Annotated in this window: 20 protein-coding genes; 9 read left to right on the top strand and 11 right to left on the bottom strand. The window is 37.8% G+C overall.

Going from position 1 to position 18,186, the window contains the following annotated elements:
* Nucleotides 1–60: 60 nt before the first annotated feature.
* Entirely contained in the window at nucleotides 61–1,566 is a 1,506-nt protein-coding gene (locus BAOM_RS20710; RefSeq protein ID WP_127761902.1) for a leucyl aminopeptidase, read from the bottom strand.
* A gap of 233 nt (nucleotides 1,567–1,799) precedes the next feature.
* On the opposite strand from BAOM_RS20710, the gene BAOM_RS20715 reads away from it, so the two are divergent.
* A complete protein-coding gene (locus tag BAOM_RS20715; protein WP_127761903.1) occupies nucleotides 1,800–2,282 on the top strand; it encodes a divergent PAP2 family protein in 483 nt (160 codons plus the stop codon).
* Nucleotides 2,283–2,292: 10 nt separating this feature from the next.
* Nucleotides 2,293–3,090, top strand: a complete 798-nt coding sequence (locus tag BAOM_RS20720; protein ID WP_127761904.1) for a cobalamin-binding protein — start codon at nucleotides 2,293–2,295, stop codon at nucleotides 3,088–3,090.
* A 126-nt stretch (nucleotides 3,091–3,216) separates the two neighbouring features.
* Here the strand turns inward: BAOM_RS20720 and BAOM_RS20725 are convergent, their stop codons facing one another.
* The 3 genes from BAOM_RS20725 to BAOM_RS20735 form a co-directional block, all read right to left on the bottom strand.
* Nucleotides 3,217–3,840: a 3D domain-containing protein gene (locus BAOM_RS20725; RefSeq protein ID WP_286676282.1), complete on the bottom strand. Its 624-nt coding sequence runs from the start codon at nucleotides 3,838–3,840 to the stop codon at nucleotides 3,217–3,219.
* Between the two features lie 514 nt (nucleotides 3,841–4,354).
* On the bottom strand, nucleotides 4,355–4,672 hold the full coding sequence (locus tag BAOM_RS20730; protein WP_127761906.1) for a YuiB family protein: 318 nt from the start codon (nucleotides 4,670–4,672) through the stop codon (nucleotides 4,355–4,357).
* A 33-nt stretch (nucleotides 4,673–4,705) separates the two neighbouring features.
* Nucleotides 4,706–5,188 carry an NUDIX domain-containing protein gene (locus BAOM_RS20735; RefSeq protein WP_127761907.1) on the bottom strand — a complete coding sequence of 161 codons (483 nt, stop codon included), beginning with the start codon at nucleotides 5,186–5,188 and terminating at the stop codon, nucleotides 4,706–4,708.
* Between the two features lie 423 nt (nucleotides 5,189–5,611).
* Here BAOM_RS20735 and BAOM_RS20740 point away from each other — a divergent pair, with 423 nt between their 5' ends.
* A complete protein-coding gene (locus BAOM_RS20740) occupies nucleotides 5,612–6,604 on the top strand; it encodes an NAD(P)/FAD-dependent oxidoreductase (protein ID WP_127761908.1) in 993 nt (330 codons plus the stop codon).
* Nucleotides 6,605–6,787: 183 nt separating this feature from the next.
* Here BAOM_RS20740 and BAOM_RS20745 read toward each other — a convergent pair whose 3' ends face one another.
* Complete coding sequence (locus BAOM_RS20745; RefSeq protein ID WP_127761909.1) at nucleotides 6,788–7,033, bottom strand: YczF family membrane protein; 246 nt, start codon at nucleotides 7,031–7,033, stop codon at nucleotides 6,788–6,790.
* A 148-nt stretch (nucleotides 7,034–7,181) separates the two neighbouring features.
* Between BAOM_RS20745 and BAOM_RS20750 the strand changes: the two genes are divergently transcribed.
* Genes BAOM_RS20750 through BAOM_RS20760 form a run of 3 tightly spaced genes read left to right on the top strand, consistent with a single transcriptional unit; the run spans nucleotide 7,182 to nucleotide 11,155 of the window.
* Nucleotides 7,182–8,819, top strand: a complete 1,638-nt coding sequence (locus tag BAOM_RS20750) for a spore germination protein (protein ID WP_127761910.1) — start codon at nucleotides 7,182–7,184, stop codon at nucleotides 8,817–8,819.
* Entirely contained in the window at nucleotides 8,809–10,032 is a 1,224-nt protein-coding gene (locus tag BAOM_RS20755; RefSeq protein WP_127761911.1) for a Ger(x)C family spore germination protein, read from the top strand. Before BAOM_RS20750 ends, BAOM_RS20755 begins: the two co-directional genes overlap by 11 nt.
* A gap of 28 nt (nucleotides 10,033–10,060) precedes the next feature.
* Complete coding sequence (locus BAOM_RS20760; protein WP_127761912.1) at nucleotides 10,061–11,155, top strand: GerAB/ArcD/ProY family transporter; 1,095 nt, start codon at nucleotides 10,061–10,063, stop codon at nucleotides 11,153–11,155.
* 422 nt (nucleotides 11,156–11,577) lie between these two features.
* Here the strand turns inward: BAOM_RS20760 and BAOM_RS25245 are convergent, their stop codons facing one another.
* The gene (locus tag BAOM_RS25245; protein ID WP_127761913.1) at nucleotides 11,578–12,045 is read right to left on the bottom strand and encodes a hypothetical protein; all 468 of its coding nucleotides are present in this window, start codon (nucleotides 12,043–12,045) and stop codon (nucleotides 11,578–11,580) included.
* A gap of 509 nt (nucleotides 12,046–12,554) precedes the next feature.
* On the opposite strand from BAOM_RS25245, the gene BAOM_RS25400 reads away from it, so the two are divergent.
* On the top strand, nucleotides 12,555–12,983 hold the full coding sequence (locus BAOM_RS25400; protein ID WP_306821312.1) for a CBO0543 family protein: 429 nt from the start codon (nucleotides 12,555–12,557) through the stop codon (nucleotides 12,981–12,983).
* A gap of 838 nt (nucleotides 12,984–13,821) precedes the next feature.
* Here the strand turns inward: BAOM_RS25400 and BAOM_RS20775 are convergent.
* The 3 genes from BAOM_RS20775 to BAOM_RS20785 form a co-directional block, all read right to left on the bottom strand.
* Nucleotides 13,822–14,067, bottom strand: a complete 246-nt coding sequence (locus BAOM_RS20775; protein ID WP_127761914.1) for a hypothetical protein — start codon at nucleotides 14,065–14,067, stop codon at nucleotides 13,822–13,824.
* A gap of 194 nt (nucleotides 14,068–14,261) precedes the next feature.
* Nucleotides 14,262–14,690 (bottom strand): site-specific integrase, encoded by a 429-nt coding sequence (locus BAOM_RS20780; protein ID WP_127761915.1) that lies wholly within the window; start codon nucleotides 14,688–14,690, stop codon nucleotides 14,262–14,264.
* 166 nt (nucleotides 14,691–14,856) lie between these two features.
* Nucleotides 14,857–15,219: a HesB/IscA family protein gene (locus BAOM_RS20785; RefSeq protein WP_127761916.1), complete on the bottom strand. Its 363-nt coding sequence runs from the start codon at nucleotides 15,217–15,219 to the stop codon at nucleotides 14,857–14,859.
* Between the two features lie 208 nt (nucleotides 15,220–15,427).
* Here BAOM_RS20785 and BAOM_RS20790 point away from each other — a divergent pair, with 208 nt between their 5' ends.
* A complete protein-coding gene (locus BAOM_RS20790) occupies nucleotides 15,428–16,117 on the top strand; it encodes a DUF2225 domain-containing protein (RefSeq protein ID WP_127761917.1) in 690 nt (229 codons plus the stop codon).
* 50 nt (nucleotides 16,118–16,167) lie between these two features.
* On the opposite strand, the gene BAOM_RS20795 is transcribed toward BAOM_RS20790, so the two are convergent.
* Nucleotides 16,168–16,404 (bottom strand): YuzB family protein, encoded by a 237-nt coding sequence (locus BAOM_RS20795; RefSeq protein ID WP_127761918.1) that lies wholly within the window; start codon nucleotides 16,402–16,404, stop codon nucleotides 16,168–16,170.
* A gap of 311 nt (nucleotides 16,405–16,715) precedes the next feature.
* On the opposite strand from BAOM_RS20795, the gene BAOM_RS20800 reads away from it, so the two are divergent.
* Nucleotides 16,716–17,783 carry an NAD(P)/FAD-dependent oxidoreductase gene (locus tag BAOM_RS20800; RefSeq protein WP_127761919.1) on the top strand — a complete coding sequence of 356 codons (1,068 nt, stop codon included), beginning with the start codon at nucleotides 16,716–16,718 and terminating at the stop codon, nucleotides 17,781–17,783.
* A gap of 60 nt (nucleotides 17,784–17,843) precedes the next feature.
* Here the strand turns inward: BAOM_RS20800 and BAOM_RS20805 are convergent, their stop codons facing one another.
* Nucleotides 17,844–18,176, bottom strand: coding sequence for a YuzD family protein (locus BAOM_RS20805; RefSeq protein WP_127761920.1), 333 nt, complete (start codon nucleotides 18,174–18,176; stop codon nucleotides 17,844–17,846).
* Nucleotides 18,177–18,186: the final 10 nt, after the last annotated feature.

Consider the following 18,186-nt stretch of genomic DNA (forward strand, 5'->3'; position numbering starts at 1 on the left):
ATAAATCGAATCTCTACACTCAAAAAAGAAACCGAAGCTCGACTAGAACTTCGGTTTCAATCAGTTATTCTCTGCCTCAAATCGCTCAACGAGTAATGCCAATGTACGTGTCATTACTCCTGTTGCTCCTGCTGTTCCTAAGTCGTTCACACTGATTGTTGTAGATGTCCCGGCGATATCCAGATGAACCCATGGTGTTTCTTCAGCAAATTCACCAATGAATGCACCGCCCATAATAGCGTGACCTGCTCCACCCGGAGAATTATTCAAGTCAGCAATTTTACTATTGCGCACGCGCTCTTTATCTTTTTCTGTAATAGGCAGCCGCCACATTGGTTCTCCAGCTTCATAAGATGCTTGCAGCACTTGTTCAAAAAACGCCTCATGATTCGTCATTGCACCTGTCATATCATTCCCCAATGCCGTAATCACGCCACCTGTCAATGTCGCTACATCGACTAAATACTCAGCTCCATGATGCTTCGCATACGTAACAGCATCCGCTAGCACAAGCCGTCCTTCTGCATCCGTATTTAACACTTCAATCGTTTTTCCGTTCATTGAAGTAATCACATCATCCGGTTTAAACGCTTCCCCGCTAATCATATTATCTGTTGATGGAATAACAGCCACAACATTTTGTTCAGGTCCTAGTTCACCGATAATCTCCATTGCACCTAGTACAGCTGCTGCACCGCCCATATCTGTTTTCATTCCAACAATACCTGTTTTTGTTTTTAACGAATAACCGCCCGTATCAAACGTAATGCCCTTTCCAACTAACCCAATTACATCTTTCCAATCTTCTCTTCCTTGATACTTTAACACAATCATCTTTGGCGGCTCATTCGACCCTTGATTCACAGCTAAAAGCGCCCCCATACCTAATTTAAGCATATCTTCCTTCTCAAGAATTTCCACTTCAAAATTATAACGATCAGCTAACTGTCTAGCATAATCAGCCAAGTCTGTTGATGTTAGCAAATTTCCTGGTGTATTCACAAGCGTACGTGCCGAATTCGTCGCTTTCCCAAACACTCGTCCAACATGTAAAGAGGCACCAATTTCCTCCTTATCCCCTTCACTGTATATAGTAAACGATTTGACAGACTTCTCTACTTGATTCGACTTTTGCTTATAACCATTGAATTTATAGGTCGCAAGCATAAAAGCTTCTGCAAAAGCGTGCGCTGCATCTAACTCATCCACTTTCTCTGTCGTAAACGTATCTAAAGCAACAGAAAGTGAGGTCGCCCGAGAAGCTTGAATAGCTTTACTTACTTTTCCAAACGCTTCGCGAAGCTCTTCAAATGTTAAGTCTTTTTTCTTTCCAAGACCAACAAAGATTAGCTTCTTGGCAGCAATCATGCCTAACGTATGTATCGTCGTAATCGACTTTTTCTTTGCTGAAATCTCACCTTCCTTTACTAACTCGGTTAACTGCCCATTCATTTTCTTGTCCGCTGCCTGACCAACTTCAGTGAACTTATTTGGTTGATCAAATATTCCAATTAACAAGCACTCCTCATGTTTCGTTAAATCAAGCGTCCCATGAACTGTGAACATACTAGTTCCTCCTCTAGCTTTTTCTATTAGTATAACGAATTTTCTATTTTCCAAATACTACATAGCTTACTTTAAGCCAGTAGCTGTATAAACGAAAAACAAAGTGATTAAAAAAATTTATTCAAATTTCATATAAAGAATGACTGTAAGCGAAATATTAAGCAGGAATCGACATATTTTCATGGAAGTAAGTAATATACATCAGTCAGTGTGAGAGAAAGGGGTTAATCTCGATGGACATATTTTTGAACTTTCCCATTATAGCTTCTTTAGTGGCCATCTTCTTTGCTCAATTTATTAAAGTCCCAATTCATTACATAGCGGACCGCAAAATGGATTGGTCCTTGCTCACTTCGACCGGAGGCATGCCTAGTTCTCACTCTGCTGCGGTAACGGCTCTTGCAATTGCCATAGCGATTGAAAACGGGCTGGATTCACCCATTTTTGCTGTTGCTACCATTTTCGCGATTATTACGATGTTTGACGCGACAGGAGTAAGGCGCCAAGCCGGAGAGCAGGCTGTTGTTCTCAATCAACTTGTTACAGATTTTAACATATTAGTTGATCAAGTAAAGAATTGGCAAAAAAAAGAAGAGCAGCAAAAACAACATCAATTAAAAGAATTGCTTGGTCACAAGCCGATTGAAGTTTTTTTCGGCGCATTAACAGGAGCGTTCATTGCCTTCATTCTCTATTATTTTGTATTTAAAGGGTAGGTGCATTTCTATGAAAATTATTTCGATTTGTCCGAGTAATACAGAACTTTGTGTATATCTTGGCATTGAAGATCAGCTTATTGCTATTGATGATTATTCAGATTGGCCCAATTCTATTCAACATCTTCCAAAGGTTGGCCCGGATTTATCGATTAACCTGGACCTTGTCCAATCGTTGAAACCAGATTTAGTGCTCGCTTCGCTAAGTGTTCCAGGAATGGAAAAGAACATTGAAGGCTTGCAGGAACGTGGAATTCCTCACCTGACTTTTAACCCGCAGTCTCTTGAAGATATCGCTCAAGACCTGCTTACATTAGGAGAAGCTGTTGGATTATCCAAAAAAGCAGCTGAACAAGCAACTCAATTTAGAGCTACTATTCAACGTTATAAAGAGATTTCCGATACAATTGAACAAAGACCATCGCTCTATTGGGAATGGTGGCCAAATCCCCTCTTCACTCCCGGTCGTATCAACTGGCTCACGGAAATCAGTCGACTCGCTGGAGGCTATAATCTATTTGAAGACGTCGATTTAGCAAGTGTTACTGTATCTTCAGAAGATGTTTTATCCCGCGATCCCGATTATATTTGTCTAGCTTGGGTCGGTGTTCCTTTAAAAAGAATTAATCCAAAAATCGTTCGAAAACGAGAAAATTGGGCAGACCTTGCCGCTCTACAAAATGACCGTATTTTCATTATGGAAGAGCCGCTCTACTGCCGACCTTCTCCTCGATTGTTAGACGGACTCGAAAAACTTGCCGCTATTTTGCATCCTGAAAAGTTCTGTAAAGAAAGACCTGTGACGTAACATCACAGGTCTTTCTAATGCTTATAACCTTAACCACACTTACATGAACATAAGCTCCCTCTCCAAACGATGAAGAACAAAGAAAATAAGTGGAGATTAACTATAGGAGAGCCCCCTGCCTATACCTTACTCGGGCTTTTTACCCAGGATTTGCTCACGAAATACTTGCATATTCTCTGCCTCATTTAATTGATTTAATCGAGCTTCCGACAACGTTCCTTTACCTACTTCAACCACATAAACCTCTACAGTTTTTTTGCCCCATTCATTATATACATCCTGAACGGTTTCATAATATAAATCGAGCCGATTCCCTTTAATAGCACTGCCTGTATCGGCGACCACTCCATAACCATATTCAGGAATAAATAAAATCGTTCCTACTGGGAAAACCGTTAAATCTGCAGCGATTGTTGAATATAAATCACGCTTTACTTTCACACCTGAATATGTAATTCCGTAAGCAGGACTATCAGGATTTTTTCCTGTTGATTCATATCCTGCTGTATAACCAGTTGCAACTACTTGATGTTTTGGATACTGAGAAAAATCAAGTTCATTCTCCAATGTTTGAACAGCCTTTATCGATTTCGGTTTAGAAGTTGTCGTTTCATTTCGATTTTCACTAGCTAATACTTGCTTAAGTATTGGGGGCGTTCCCCCTGTCACATGCTCAATTGTCGTTTGAATAGCTAACAGAAAGACAACCATAATAGCCATTCTCTTCCCGACATACATCAGCTTTCTCACTACCATTCCTCTCCTCTCACTTCCATTATTCCTTTCCTTGAATAGATGGAAATATTCATAAAAGTGAAGGATTTATCTTATCTTTTTAAGAGTGGCTAATGATAGGACTCTGTATTATATGCCATAAAGTGAAACTTCCATCAGTGGGGGTTTTCCTTCATCCCCCACTGATGGTTAGTCACGTTCTACGGTCACTAAGATCTCCGCTTCGCTTCAATCAAGTGACCGTACGAACCTGATTGGTGAAAGCTTACCTTTGAAAACCGCAAAGGTAAGTTTCACTATATCTCACCAATCGGACCTTTACTACAAAAGTGAGGCGACTGTTCAGCCCCGACAAGCATTACATCTTATGACCTCGAGGGGCTAGGAGCCGCAACTAAATAAGGGCAGTTTCCCCCACCTATCTTCTTTGACTCCTCATAAGCTTGAGGTGGGGGTCTTACTGCCCGTTAAGTGTGGGATAAATTACAACCAATAAAAAAAGACCGTCAGTGATTGACAGCCTCGTCTATTAAAACATTTGATACCCTTTTTTTCTTAATAGCTTAATTGTAATACCTGCACATACCCCGCCTAATAGCCCGCTTGATAAAATAATAATATCTGCCATATGTAACGCAGCAAAATTCAACCCTAGTTGCTTCAAGGATTCAATAGGCTGTCTCACATATTCAATCATCTTAGACTGATTCACGATAAGAATCGCAACGATTGGAAATAAAATGACCATAACCCACGAAGAGCGGAACAACATATTCAGTAAAAAGCCAATGCCAAAGAACAGAACAAAAAATAAGACAATCGAAATTAATAACACAGGTAATGGCATACTTGCCCTCCTTTATGAAGCCTCTAAATATCGTTAAACAAATAATTTATATGACGTATAACCAAAATGATCGCCAGGGTTCAATCCTGTACGTACTTGTTGCAGGGCTTCTAGATTATACGAAAATAGCTCCTCCAATAAAATCGATTGTTTTCCTTCTTTGAGTAATTCTTGTGGCTGAACAAATTTTGCTTCATATAATTCCTCAAGCTGAGCCTGTACATCCATATTTAATGGCTTTAAGCGAAACAGCAGCATATTGTCACTAATTTCTCCTTTAAGCACACCGCTTCTCAGGCCAACGATGCCTTCAATCTCAGTAGCAATACCTGTTTCCTCTAATACCTCTCGAATGACTGCTTCATCTACTGTCTCATTTTCCTTTACAAAACCTGCCGGAAGCGACCAGACACCTTTTAACCCACCATATCGTTTCTTTACAACCAACCATTCTCCCTGATCTGATATGACAATTCCCGATACAGCCAACCATACATTTCGACATCTCTCCTGCATTGTACAACCCCTGCCTTTATGTATATTTTAAACAGAAATGGGAAATATTCAAGTTGCAACTTCAAAAAGAAAATGACTCTGCAATGATGAAGTGTCACTTTAATGTATATTTTTCCTCTTCCTGTCACAAATTAAATACTTAGTCCTGTTATAGACTCTGTTAATTTATTTTAGCTGAACATCTTTAAATCAACCATTTTATCCCTTACTTAACGGACAATAAGACCTCTATCTTAACATTCTAAGGAAATAATAAGATAAGTAAGGGATGAAGGAAAACCATACTGATAAAAGTTTTACTTGATGCCATATAATTTCAATCTTTATAAATAACCAAATTTATCCTATAATCCAAAACATTATATGGTAAAATAAGTAATATATTTTCTGGAATACACAAATAGCTAAGACGGAGGGATACGCGTGAAAGTAAACGAAAAAGTATATGATATTACAATTATTGGCGGCGGACCAGTAGGACTGTTTACGGCTTTCTACGGCGGTATGAGACAAGCATCTGTAAAAATCATTGAAAGTTTACCTCAATTAGGCGGTCAATTATCTGCGCTTTACCCCGAAAAATACATTTATGATATCGCAGGCTTTCCCAAAATTCGCGCACAAGAACTGATTAACAACTTAAAAGAACAAATGTCCAAGTTCGAACAAACAATCGTCTTAGAACAATCGGTCCAAAAAGTTGAAAAGCTTGAAGAAGGACACTTTAAATTAACGACCGATCAAGAAGTCCATTACTCAAAAGCCATTATTATTACAGCTGGCAACGGCGCCTTTCAACCTCGTCGAATTGAGATAGAACACGCGGAGCAATATGAAGGTAAGAGCCTTCACTACTTTATTGATAATTTAAATGATTTCGCTAATAAAAAAGTAGCAGTATTTGGAGGTGGAGATTCGGCAGTCGATTGGGCGCTTATGCTTGAACCAATTGCTAAACAAGTTACCCTTATCCATAGACGGGACAAATTCCGCGCTCATGAACATAGTGTAGAAAATGTAAAGAAATCAAAAGTACACATTCAAACTCCTTATGTGCCCGTTGAATTCATTGGTACAAACAATCAAATTAACACCGTCATTCTTAAACATGCAAACGGAGAAGAAACGCAAACTCTTGATGTCGATGCAGTCATTGTGAACTATGGTTTTGTCTCTTCACTTGGTCCTATTAAGGAATGGGGACTTACCATTCAAAAAAACAATATTGTCGTAAATTCCAAAATGGAGACAAATATCCCTGGAATTTACGCAGCTGGTGATATTGCCACCTATGATGGCAAAGTAAAATTAATCGCCAGCGGATTTGGTGAAGCACCAGTCGCGGTCAATCACGCCAAACAATTTATCGACCCAACCGCAAAAGTTCAACCAATGCATAGTACGTCTATGTTTTAAACACAAAAGACGAAAACGACTAGATAATTTAAAAGTGGACCGAAGCGTTGTACTTTTACGAACGGCACTATACACCAAATAACCAAAAATGATAAAGCAAGAGAGGATATTATTTGCGGGGATAGTTAATTAAGTAAATAAAATAAGACGGGAACAGGCCAAACCTGTTCCCGTTTGTTATGTTTAGGGCTGTTTTTCAGAATTATTCGTTTTTACGTTTCTTTTTTGATAGAAAGAGCGCACAGATTCAATCACTAATGAGAAAACAAGAAGAAAGATAACAATAAATTCAGGAACTTCCATCACACGAAAAGGATTAAAAGCACTTTTCAACGAAGTACGTATCTCAAATCCTAGAAGAAGGTCTATGCCCAGGGAAAAGCCCATTAAAACTCCCATTGTTAAAATAGAAATACCAAGGATTTTCATTTTTTATCACTCCTTAATAGATGTTTTCCTATCTTAAACCGCTGTATACGTTATACGGGAAGCAAAATAATAGTAAAGGTTGTATACCGAAATAAGCGTCTGGACACAATACAATAGGAAATAAAAGTTAAGAAAGGTGCCTTCTGCTATGCCTTCATTTTTTAAACATCAAAAGAAAAAGAAAAATAGCGAGAATCATAAGGAGAGCAGCCAGGATCAGCCTAACAATCGATTATTGGAGTTCATCGATGATTCTATATCCATCAATCTTGACATGATTAAACAAAAAACGGGAAATAGTTCAGATGTAGTCATCCGGACGTTGAATATTAGTCCTCATTCCGAGATTAAAACAGCCGTTGTTTATGTTGAAGGTATTGTTGACACTATATCCATCAACGATTTTTTAATTGAATCGATGATGAAGAATCATGCTTTACAAGAAAAGCTAACTCGGGAAAATGCCTTGAAGGTCATCTCCAATAACATGGTTGCTCTCGGTAGTATAAAACTGGTCAATGACTGGGGGCAGTTGTTATTGTCTTTGATGGCAGGTGAAACTCTTATTCTCGTCGATGGAACAAATGAAGCACTGAGTATCGGTACACAAGGCGGAGAAAAACGTTCAGTTGAGGAGCCGAATACCCAGGTGGCCGTCCGTGGTTCAAAGTCCGGTTTTACTGAATCAATTAAGACGAATACAGCCCTCGTACGTCGAATCATTAAAAACCCGGACTTATGGCTGGAATCGATGAAAATCGGCGAGGTTACACAAACAGATGTGGCGATAATGTATATCAACGGAATTGTTAATAAGAAAATCGTCGAAGAAGTGCGTCAACGATTAAAAAGGATTGATATCGATGGCATTCTTGAATCGGGGTATATTGAACAACTGATTGAAGACCAGACGATGACAACCTTTCCAACGCTTTACCATACAGAAAGGCCGGATATAGTCGCAGGGAATCTCCTTGAAGGAAGGATAGCAATTTTTGTAGATGGAACTCCGTTTGTCCTTATTGCCCCTACTATATTTATTCAGTTTTTTCAAGCCGCCGAAGATTATTATGCTCGTTTCGATATCGCAACAGCACTACGTCTTTTACGGGTCATAATTTTCTTTATTTCTATTATAGGACCTTCTGCTTATATTGCTGCTACAACCTTTCATCAGGAGATGCTTCCGACACAGCTGCTGATTGCGATTGCATCACAACGGGAAGCAGTGCCTTTCCCGGCTTTTGTAGAAGCCATGATAATGGAAGTAACGTTTGAGATTTTACGGGAAGCTGGTGTTCGAATGCCAAGGGCTATCGGTTCGGCGATATCCATCGTTGGAGCTCTGGTGATTGGACAAGCGGCCGTACAGGCTGGAATTGTTTCACCGGCCATGGTGATTGTTGTCGCCATCACAGCGATTGCCAGTTTTGCAACCCCTTCCTTTGCCATTGCGATTTCGGCCCGTTTGATACGTTTCCTATTTATGGTAATAGCTGCAACATTCGGTTTCTATGGAATTATTCTGGCGTTCATCATGATGATCGTTCATCTATGCGACCTGCGTTCGTTCGGCGTCCCATACATGTCACCGTTTGCACCATTCATTCCGAAGAGTACAGGAGATACAGTCGTCCGACTGCCATGGTGGGCTTTGAAGCAAAGACCGCTATTTACCAGCAATGAGAATAACATTCGTCAAGGAAAAGACCAGCGACCACATCCTCCTGCCAATCGCGGAATGGTAAATAGTCACACCAGAAAGAGTGATCGGAATGAATCGTAAATGGATGTTTCTATTCTTGATGTTGACAGGCCTAGCCTTGACCTCAGGCTGCTGGAGTAAAAAGGAATTAACCGATATTGCCTTGGTCTCAGCTCTTGGTATTGATAAAAATGAAGAAGGAAGGTATGTCGGAACCATTCAACTTATCAATCCAGGAAACGTAGCTGGGGGCCTGCAGGGCGGCGGGGGTGGGCAGGCTCCGGCTATTACCACCTATTCCTCTGCTGGAGACAATATAGTAGAAATGAGCCGTCGTGCATCAACTAAAATCTCACGAAAACTGTATTATTCTCATACCAACCTTGTGGTTATCAATGAAGAACTGGCAAAAGAAGAAGGAATTATCAAGATTTTAGATGCCTTTGATCGTGACCCTGAATTCCGGACCACGGCAACAATTGTAATTGCCCATGATACAAAAGCAGCAGATATTGTGAAAACGTTAACGGGGGTCGATAAAATTCCGGCTAATAAAGTGATTAAAACATTAAAATTTACGGAACAAAGATGGGGAGAACATATGGAGGTCAGCATCCAAGAAGGGATCAAGGACCTCGTATCCCCCGGAAAAGAACCAGTAATTACTGGATTTCGTATGACCGGAAATGCTGAACAGGGAAAAAAGCTGGAAAATATTCAACAATCCGCTGTTGAGGAAAATATTCAAGCGGACGGTCTTGCTGTTTTTAAAAACGGGAAACTGGTCGACTGGTTTCAAGGGGAAACGGCAAGAGGAGTCACATGGATATTAGATAAAATCAAAGGAACAGATATAAATATTAGTTGGGAAGGAGAACAAGAGGCCATTGCTTATCAAGTAATCCGTCAAAAAACAAAAGTCTCTGCTAACATGAAAAACGGCCAACCGAAAATTTCGATTCATGTCCATGCAGAGGGAGACATCGGCGAGGTAATGGTACCTGTTGATTTAACTGCCCCAAGTGTACTATTCAACATAGAAAAGACATTGGAAAAAGAGATTCAAAAAGAGATTAACGAAGCCATCCAACGTGCCCAGAAAAACCAATCGGATATTTTCGGGTTCGGTGAAGCGGTACATCGCTCCGATCCGAAAGCATGGAAGAAGCTGAAACAAGATTGGAACAATGTTCACTTTCCCAAATTAAAAGCGGACGTGACGGTCGAGGCTTTTATACGTCGCACCGGCTTAAGAAACAAACCGTACTTTTCTAATATGGAGAGTAATCAATAATTGTTAATGAAAAGGAAGTGACAAATCAGTGGAGAAAGCGAAAATCAGCGCATATCAGCTGTTTGTCCTCATGGTATTATTTGAACACGGTACTACCTTATTGCTCCCCCTTGCGGTTGAGGCGAAACAGGATGCCTGGCTGGCCGTTCTGCTTGGGATGGTTGGCGGCTTCATACTATTTTGGATTTATTATGGTCTTTATCAGTATTACCCTGATAACTTGCCAACAGAGTATGTACAAAAAATTATAGGGAAAGTGCTTGGACGACTGCTTGCTTTTTTTTTCCTAATTTATTTTATGTATATTGCGTCAAGAGACCTGCGGGACTTTGGAGAAATGCTAGTAACCGTAGCTTATCCGGATACCCCTCTGTTCATTTTGAATGCATTATTGATGCTGGTAATGGTTTATACAGTTCGTAAAGGGATTGAGGTACTAGCAAGAACAGGTGAATTTTTTTTTATAATTGTGTATTTATTTGCCCTTACTGGCTTTATTCTGATTGTTGCTTCTGGTTTGCTCAGTCTTACTAACTTAAAACCAGTACTGGAAGAAGAAATTTTATCGATTATGAAAATTACCTTTACTCAAACTCTGTATTTCCCATTTGGAGAAGTAGTTGCATTTGCGATGATTCTGCCGTATGTGAATCAATCTAAAAAGGCAAAAGCAGCTGGTTTGTTCGCCATAGGTTTAAGCGGCGTCAACATAGCGATTATCACAGCGCTTAACATTAGTGTTCTCGGTGTTGATCTCGTCTCGCGCTCGCCATTTCCCCTTCTCAGTACCATCCAGACTATTCGAGTAGCAGAGTTTTTGGAGCGTCTGGATGTGTATTTTATGCTGACTACAATTATTTGCGGTTTCTTTAAGATTAGTGTGTATTGTTATGTAGCTGTTATAGGCATAGCAGACTTGTTTAACATCAAAGAATCTTCACGACTGGTTTATCCAATTGGAATTGTAATTTTATTTTTATCCATTACAATTGCCAGCAATGTCTCTGAGCATATCAAGGAGGGTTTGCAAGTTATCCCATTTTTTGTGCATCTGCCGCTTCAAGTGGTGATCCCTCTTTTGCTTCTCGTTATTGCTTTTTTAAAAAATCGGAAAAGTCGATAAAAGTTCAGCCTATTTGTTTAAAAAGTTGACGGGGGATGTTTTTTTCCTTCATTAACCTAACCTTGGGGATATAAAGAAATATTGTGCGAAATTTTCACCCAAAGAAAAAAGACCTATTTTTCATATTGGGTCTTTTTCGTGTCCTTGTTCAACAACACCTTATAGTTTAACAAGGGATTATAATAACTTCGACATATAATATTCGTCATAAAAAGCTTAAATCATAAGAGAATTTCTTTTGATTTCATCTATTTCGACAACAAATATTGTTGAATTGCCCTTCTACTCAATTTGTTTTCGTTGTTTCTCAAGTGTAATTTTCTTTCTCCAGTTTCTATAAGCATATAAGTTGATTTAGCTTCTACTTAGAACAATAGGCAATTTTAAGGAGGTGCTTGCATGGTCCTACTTAGGTTGTCAAATTAACTAACTCTTTTTGTTTTCTCAAACAAATACTGTACTCCATATAATAAATATGCTTTATAGTGTAAGTATATAAAAAATTGAAAATGATTTAACCCATTTAGAGATATGATTTTTAATTTTTTAAGAACATCAATGAAAAGAAAAGCAAAGAGTCCATCAGCAATAACATTAAGTAGCACAAACTTTTTAAAGTTCCCGTACGAAAATTTAAGTATCCACATAGAAAGAGGCATATAAGGGCCAATACTAAAAGGAAGCTCATCCTTAATAAATAATGATCGCTTATCGTAAAACTTCCACCAATTTCTTTTGTGTCCATACAAATGATTTATAATCTCAAAAATAATAATAAAAACGCCCGCTAAAGAATAACGTTTTATACTACGCTTTCCTATAAATAACAACGATAACCATGGAATGATTATGATAGATAAATTAAATACTAAGTGCCTCTTCGACATCATAAGCGATTTCACCTCAACCTATTTTTTCTGCTCTTTTTAATGTATCCAAAAATTATTAAAAAAAAACGCCCATTTGAGCGGTCATATCTTTATTCGACAACCGCTAAAGAAGCAGGAAGGACATCTAAGTATTACGAGGATAAATTTACCAAAAGGTGAATTTTCTATAATTTCTGTTAGGTTTATTAACACAAATGCTAGGGAAAATATATTTCTAGCTTATTTCTTCGCTAAATAACCTATTTCATCTGTTACACAATATAAATCAAAAACGACATAAAGGAGTCGTTTCTCTTGGTTGTACCATATGTGTGTCTATTCCAACTCCTAACCAAATCTGCTTTGTAAAGAACATTAATAATTTTTATTGTTTAAGGCAATAATTTTTTAAAAAACATATTTTTGAGGAGTCTTATGCATTTCTTTTATAATTTATTTTTCTAACCGCTGCAATTAAATGGGGTGATTGGAAAAATTGGCGTAATTATTACCCAACTTATTTATTTTTTATAGCTGGTGATCTTTTAAAGAATGCTTTACTGCACGATTATAAATTGTGGTCATATAAAGAAACTATTTTCGGTAGTAATATTCTATATGGTCACCTTATTATTGACATAATGATTATGGTGTTAGTATATTCCTCCACATTACTCATTTTTTTAGGGAATTTTCCTAGAAACAGAATTAAACAAATACTTTGGATTTTGTTGTGGGTTTTTCTTTATAGTCTAATCGAATTCATCAACGCTAAATATCTAAATTTGTTTGAATACCATCATGGATGGAATATTACCTGGTCTGTCTTATTCAATATTGTTATGTTTACCGTGCTAAGAATTCATGTTAATAGACCCTTGTTAGCTTGGCTAATTTCTATTTTGTTTATAGCTTTATTGTGGAATATATTCGACATTCCAAAAGAAGTACTTAAATGAAAATATCGTATAGTTAATAATTCACAAGAAATACTTTAGATAAATAATTTATAAAAGTTGTTGTTTTCTATCAATCGCTCTTCTTTGTTTAATCGTTCTTCCCTCAGACATAGAAAAAAGCGCCTCCTAGCGTATCATTAAAATACGTCAAGAAGCGCTTTATATAAAGTGGATATAGGTTTCGCAATAGATCAAAAACATAATCCCCATCGCCTAACTTTTCGTTCAATAACAGAAGTTAAAACCTTAACAATTCTCTGGTCGTATCGAGCATTTACCGAGTGCCAGTTTGTGAATGAGAGTGGTTTCTGTAACAAACCAACACACTAACAAACTAACTCTGAACAAGCTTACATAGAGCCTCCAGAATCATTCATCCATAAGCAAAGTTGAATAAAGAGCGGGAAGGGAGACTCTTGAAACGCCACCACGAGCAATAATGAGCGTCAGTGGGCATGTGTGGATATATATACGTTAACATGTTGTTAATGGTTGTTAATGTAAGTTATATCGATTGTAAAAGAATATACTTAAGCTAAAGGGGCAGTTTGTTCATGTTGTTTTCGAAGCAACAAAATATGGATGCTGATGCCATTCTTGCGGAGAATCGACGGAACGGATTCTCATCTTTCTGGTTTGCAGTTTCGATAAAAATTAATCTAGTCTAGCATAGAAAACCCCTTGGGCCGGGTGAACCCTAGGGGTTTTTATTAGACTCTAATTTTCAATTGAGTTGTGGTTATATTAATCTTTGATTATCGACCAATACAGTTCGTTTCTAAGACACTGTTTTTTATCATTTTTTGACGAGTTTCTTTTTATTTATATGCTGGATTAGTTATGGCTCTATACTCGGACCATTTAGTGGTAAAACAATCTTGCCAGACCACTCTTGACCATTAGGTGTACCAACTTTCATTAGGCCACGACGACTGTTGTATTGGCCGATGTCCTGGATAATACCCTGCTTGTTGCCCTGCTCGATATCCATCTCTATACCCTTGTCTATAGCCTTGTCTATAGCCTTGTCTAAACCCTTGTTGAAACCCTTGTTGCCCAGGATATTGTTGCCTGTTAAGTTCATTTGCTGATGTTTCTGTGTATATATCATGTTGCTGATTTATCGGATTAACCGGCACATGATAGTATTGATATTCATTATCCATATAATCACCACCTCATGTATGGTATTCTGTTTGAGGATTTATTGAGCTTTTCCAAGCAATAAAAAATACAAGGCCACAACCCTGTATTTTAATTCATAAAATCACAGTTTTATTAATTGTAAAACGATATCTCGAATCCCAACACCAGATTCAATATCATCCGCTCCAAAAAGTTAAACATTGCTCGATACACCCTTAAACGAATATTAATCGTTGTATCAGATAATCCTAAACCTTGGTCACTTTGGATATACTTATGTCCGTCATACTTGGGAGCATCATATTTCAAGTAGTTAATATAGTCTCTAAAAATCTGTGGTGATAGTTCGTCTACCGTTTCAATCTCATATGTTTTTTGAAGCCAATTAACAAAATAACCCCAATCCTTACGGTAATCCTTTAACGTCCTCTCTCTTAGTCCCTCCGCACTCTTTCCCGCTACAACTAAATCAATTGCTTGTTCCATTGTAAATTTTGGATATTCCTTTTGATTAGCCATTTTTCCAACTGGTTTACGTTTCACTCTTTTGTTTAAAGACATAAAGAAAGCCTCCTCAAATAGTTATGTTTTACAACATTAACTATCGAGAAGGCATGTAATTCACAACCCTGATTTGAAGCTTTTAGGGTTGTTAACACACATTTTGAGGCTTGTGTACACTCAAAATTCCAATGTAATTCATAACCCCGAACATTTATTCAAAACCTTAACAATTCTCTGGTGTTCCCGTATTTGTCGCCGTTCTAAATGATGACCCGCAGCCACAAGATGCGATGGCATTTGGATTATCGATGGTAAATCCTCCGCCCATCATCGATTGTTTATAATCGATTGTTGTTCCGTTTAAAATAGGCGCATCATCTTCACTAACGAGAATTTTAATATCAAACTGTTCTAATTGTTGATCCTTCTCGCCTGCCTCTTGTTCAAATGCCATTCCATAGGATAGACCGCTGCAACCGCCACCTTTTACAGCTACTCGTAAGAAAGAGCCTTCCTCTCCATTATGTTTCATCATTTCTTTTATTTGAAAAGCTGCCGCTTCCGTAATATTAACAACATCGCTCACAATAAAACCCTCCCTCTCTAAAATTCAGTAAGTCAATTCAAACTACTACTAGTATATACTAAAAAATTTCTCATGCTCAATTTTCCTGCCTGAAAAAGATGTAAATCCTTTCATTTCTCATGAGCCTTTTCTCATAAATTAAGCTATAATTAAACCAACAACACATCTATATAACTAGAACTTATATACTACTGAAAGGATGATACTCATGGGGGAATTACCACCGCTATTTGACAAAAGTATAGAATGTCTTCTTTGTAAACAATCAGCCACTACGAAAAAAATTCGTTCTCGTTTTATTAAAGTATCTGAATATGATACGGATTTTTGTCCAAAATATGCGGAAGGTACAACCAATGGACTATTCTATAACATACATGTTTGTCCTAAATGTGGCTTTGCATTTTCAAAAGAATTCTCTAAATATTTCGCTCCTGCCACAAAAGAAGAAATTTTAGAGAAAATTTGCTCTCATTGGGTGCCTCATTCCTTTTCTGGTGAACGCACCATTAATGATGCCATTCAAACGTATAAATTAGCTTGTTATAGTGCCATCTTAAAAAAAGAAAAGCATATTACCATTGCCGGACTTTATTTACGAACGGCTTGGCTTTACCGTCTGAAGCAAAATGAAGAACAAGAACATCGCTTTATGAGATTGGCACGTCATGAATATGAGGAATCCTTTTCTATCGGGGACTATAATGGGACTCAAGTGTCTGAAGTACGTATTTTATACTTAGCCGGGGAGTTATCTAGACGGATAGGAGAGCTGCAGGCTGCTACAAAATATTTTTCCATGGTTCTTGAAAAGCGAAAATCAGCTGTTGAAACGTCCATCATTCAAATGGCACGCGATCGCTGGGCAGACATTAAAGGGGAATTGCCCGCACACTAATGCTTATATAAACACTGCAAACTGAAAAGGGTTTGCAGTGTTTAATTGATTTAAAACATTGGATGTTCATCTAAATATTGATATATATTGGCCACAAGCTCTTCTGTAGAGCTTGCAGTAACGACTTCACCATTAACAAGAGCAAAAAGATCGCTTGAACAAATCCCGCAATAACTTAAACAGTCATATTCAACAACGTCCAAATTGGGGTCTTTTTCCAATTGTTCCATTGCTTTATATGCACCGCTCGCTAAATTGCTAACACAAAATTCGATAATTGGTTTCATCCAGTCTCACCTCATTTATTGGAGCTAAATATTCATATATGTTTCACTTTAAACATGTTTTAAATATTGTTCAAAAAATACCCTATATTTTTTCTATATATCGTCAATATTTAACGATAAAAACAGTTGATTTTCATAATACAGTTGTGATTTTTACACATTTTCGTTATACTTTTGTGGGGATTAAAACTATCTTTAAAAATAATTTTTATTTTTTAGCACAATATTTTAGGGATTTTTATAGTAGTATACCTACTTTTACAAGTGAATGAAATAACAATTTTTGCAGATTAAACAAAGGGGATTTTTACATGAAGAATTTAGTCATACTCGGTGGCGGGTATGGTGGAATGCGCATGCTTCAAAGATTGCTGCCTAATCAGCTGCCTGAAAATGTTCGCATTACACTTATTGACCGCAATCCATATCACTGTATTAAAACAGAATATTATGCGCTAGCGGCAGGAACAATTTCCGATCACCATATTCGTGTTGCATTTCCTGAGCATCCACGCTTACAAAATGTATATGGTGAAGTATTATCCATTGATATGGACAAAAAACAAGTCATCTTAGAAAATCAAGAGCCTGTAGATTATGATGATTTAGTCATCGGGCTTGGCTGCGAAGATAAATACCACGGTATTCCAGGTGCAGATCTGCACACATTCAGTATTCAAACCATCGATAAATCTCGTCAAACCTATCAAGCACTGAATAATTTAGGAGCCGGCGCAACAGTTTCCATCATTGGTGGAGGACTTAGCGGGGTTGAATTAGCAAGTGAATTAATCGAAAGCCGTCCCGACTTAAAAATCAGATTATTTGACCGTGGACCGCATATTTTATCCGCTTTTCCAGAACATTTAAGCGTATTTGTAGAATCTTGGTTTGCTAAAAATAATATTGAAGTTGTTCACCATTCTAATATTACAAAAGTTGAGCCAAACACTTTATACAATGGTGAAGAAGCTGTTCATAGTGATGTTATCGTTTGGACAGCTGGTATCCAACCTAGCAAAATTATTAGAGATATGGATATCGAAAAAGATGGACAAGGCAGAGCCGTATTAACGCCACAACACTTCTTACCAAATAACGACAGTTTATTCGTTGTAGGAGACTGTGCAAGCTTGCCATTTGCTCCAAGTGCTCAATTAGCGGAAGCACAAGCAGAACAAATCGTTCAAGTTCTTGTAAAAAAATGGGCAAATGAACCACTTCCAGAAAGCTTCCCTCCTATGAAATTAAAAGGAACTCTTGGTTCATTAGGGAAAAAACAAGGATTCGGCTTAGTTGGTAATCGTGCCATTACAGGAAGATTTGCTCGATTAATTAAATCTGGTATCCTGTGGGCTTATAAATACCATAACAATTAATACTTAAATATAGATTGAAAAGTTTTGAAGCAGGATGCTTCAAAACTTTTTTTATAAAGATTAGACAGTTTCTTGCTTATACCCGCATTGAATCATTTTATCGACGACCGTTTTCAAACGCACATTTCCTTCTGCTACAATTTCATCTTCAATTAATACAAGTGGGTAGAACAAATCTTCTTCGATGATCTTTAACGAAAACTCCTTTTCTTTCGTAGAAGCTGGCGGATGATGAATATCAATGTAAGTAATGGAAAATGGCTGATTAGGAAATTTTCTTTGCAACGCTGATTCAAGCCACTCACAGGTATCTTTTGAAGATGGTAAGTTTACACAACTCGCACAAATTTGTTCAGCACCGTATACTTGAATGTCGATAGATCTCTGTTCCATATAAACCTCC

It is taken from the genome of Peribacillus asahii (genome assembly GCF_004006295.1).
GTDB classification, from domain to species: domain Bacteria; phylum Bacillota; class Bacilli; order Bacillales; family DSM-1321; genus Peribacillus; species Peribacillus asahii_A.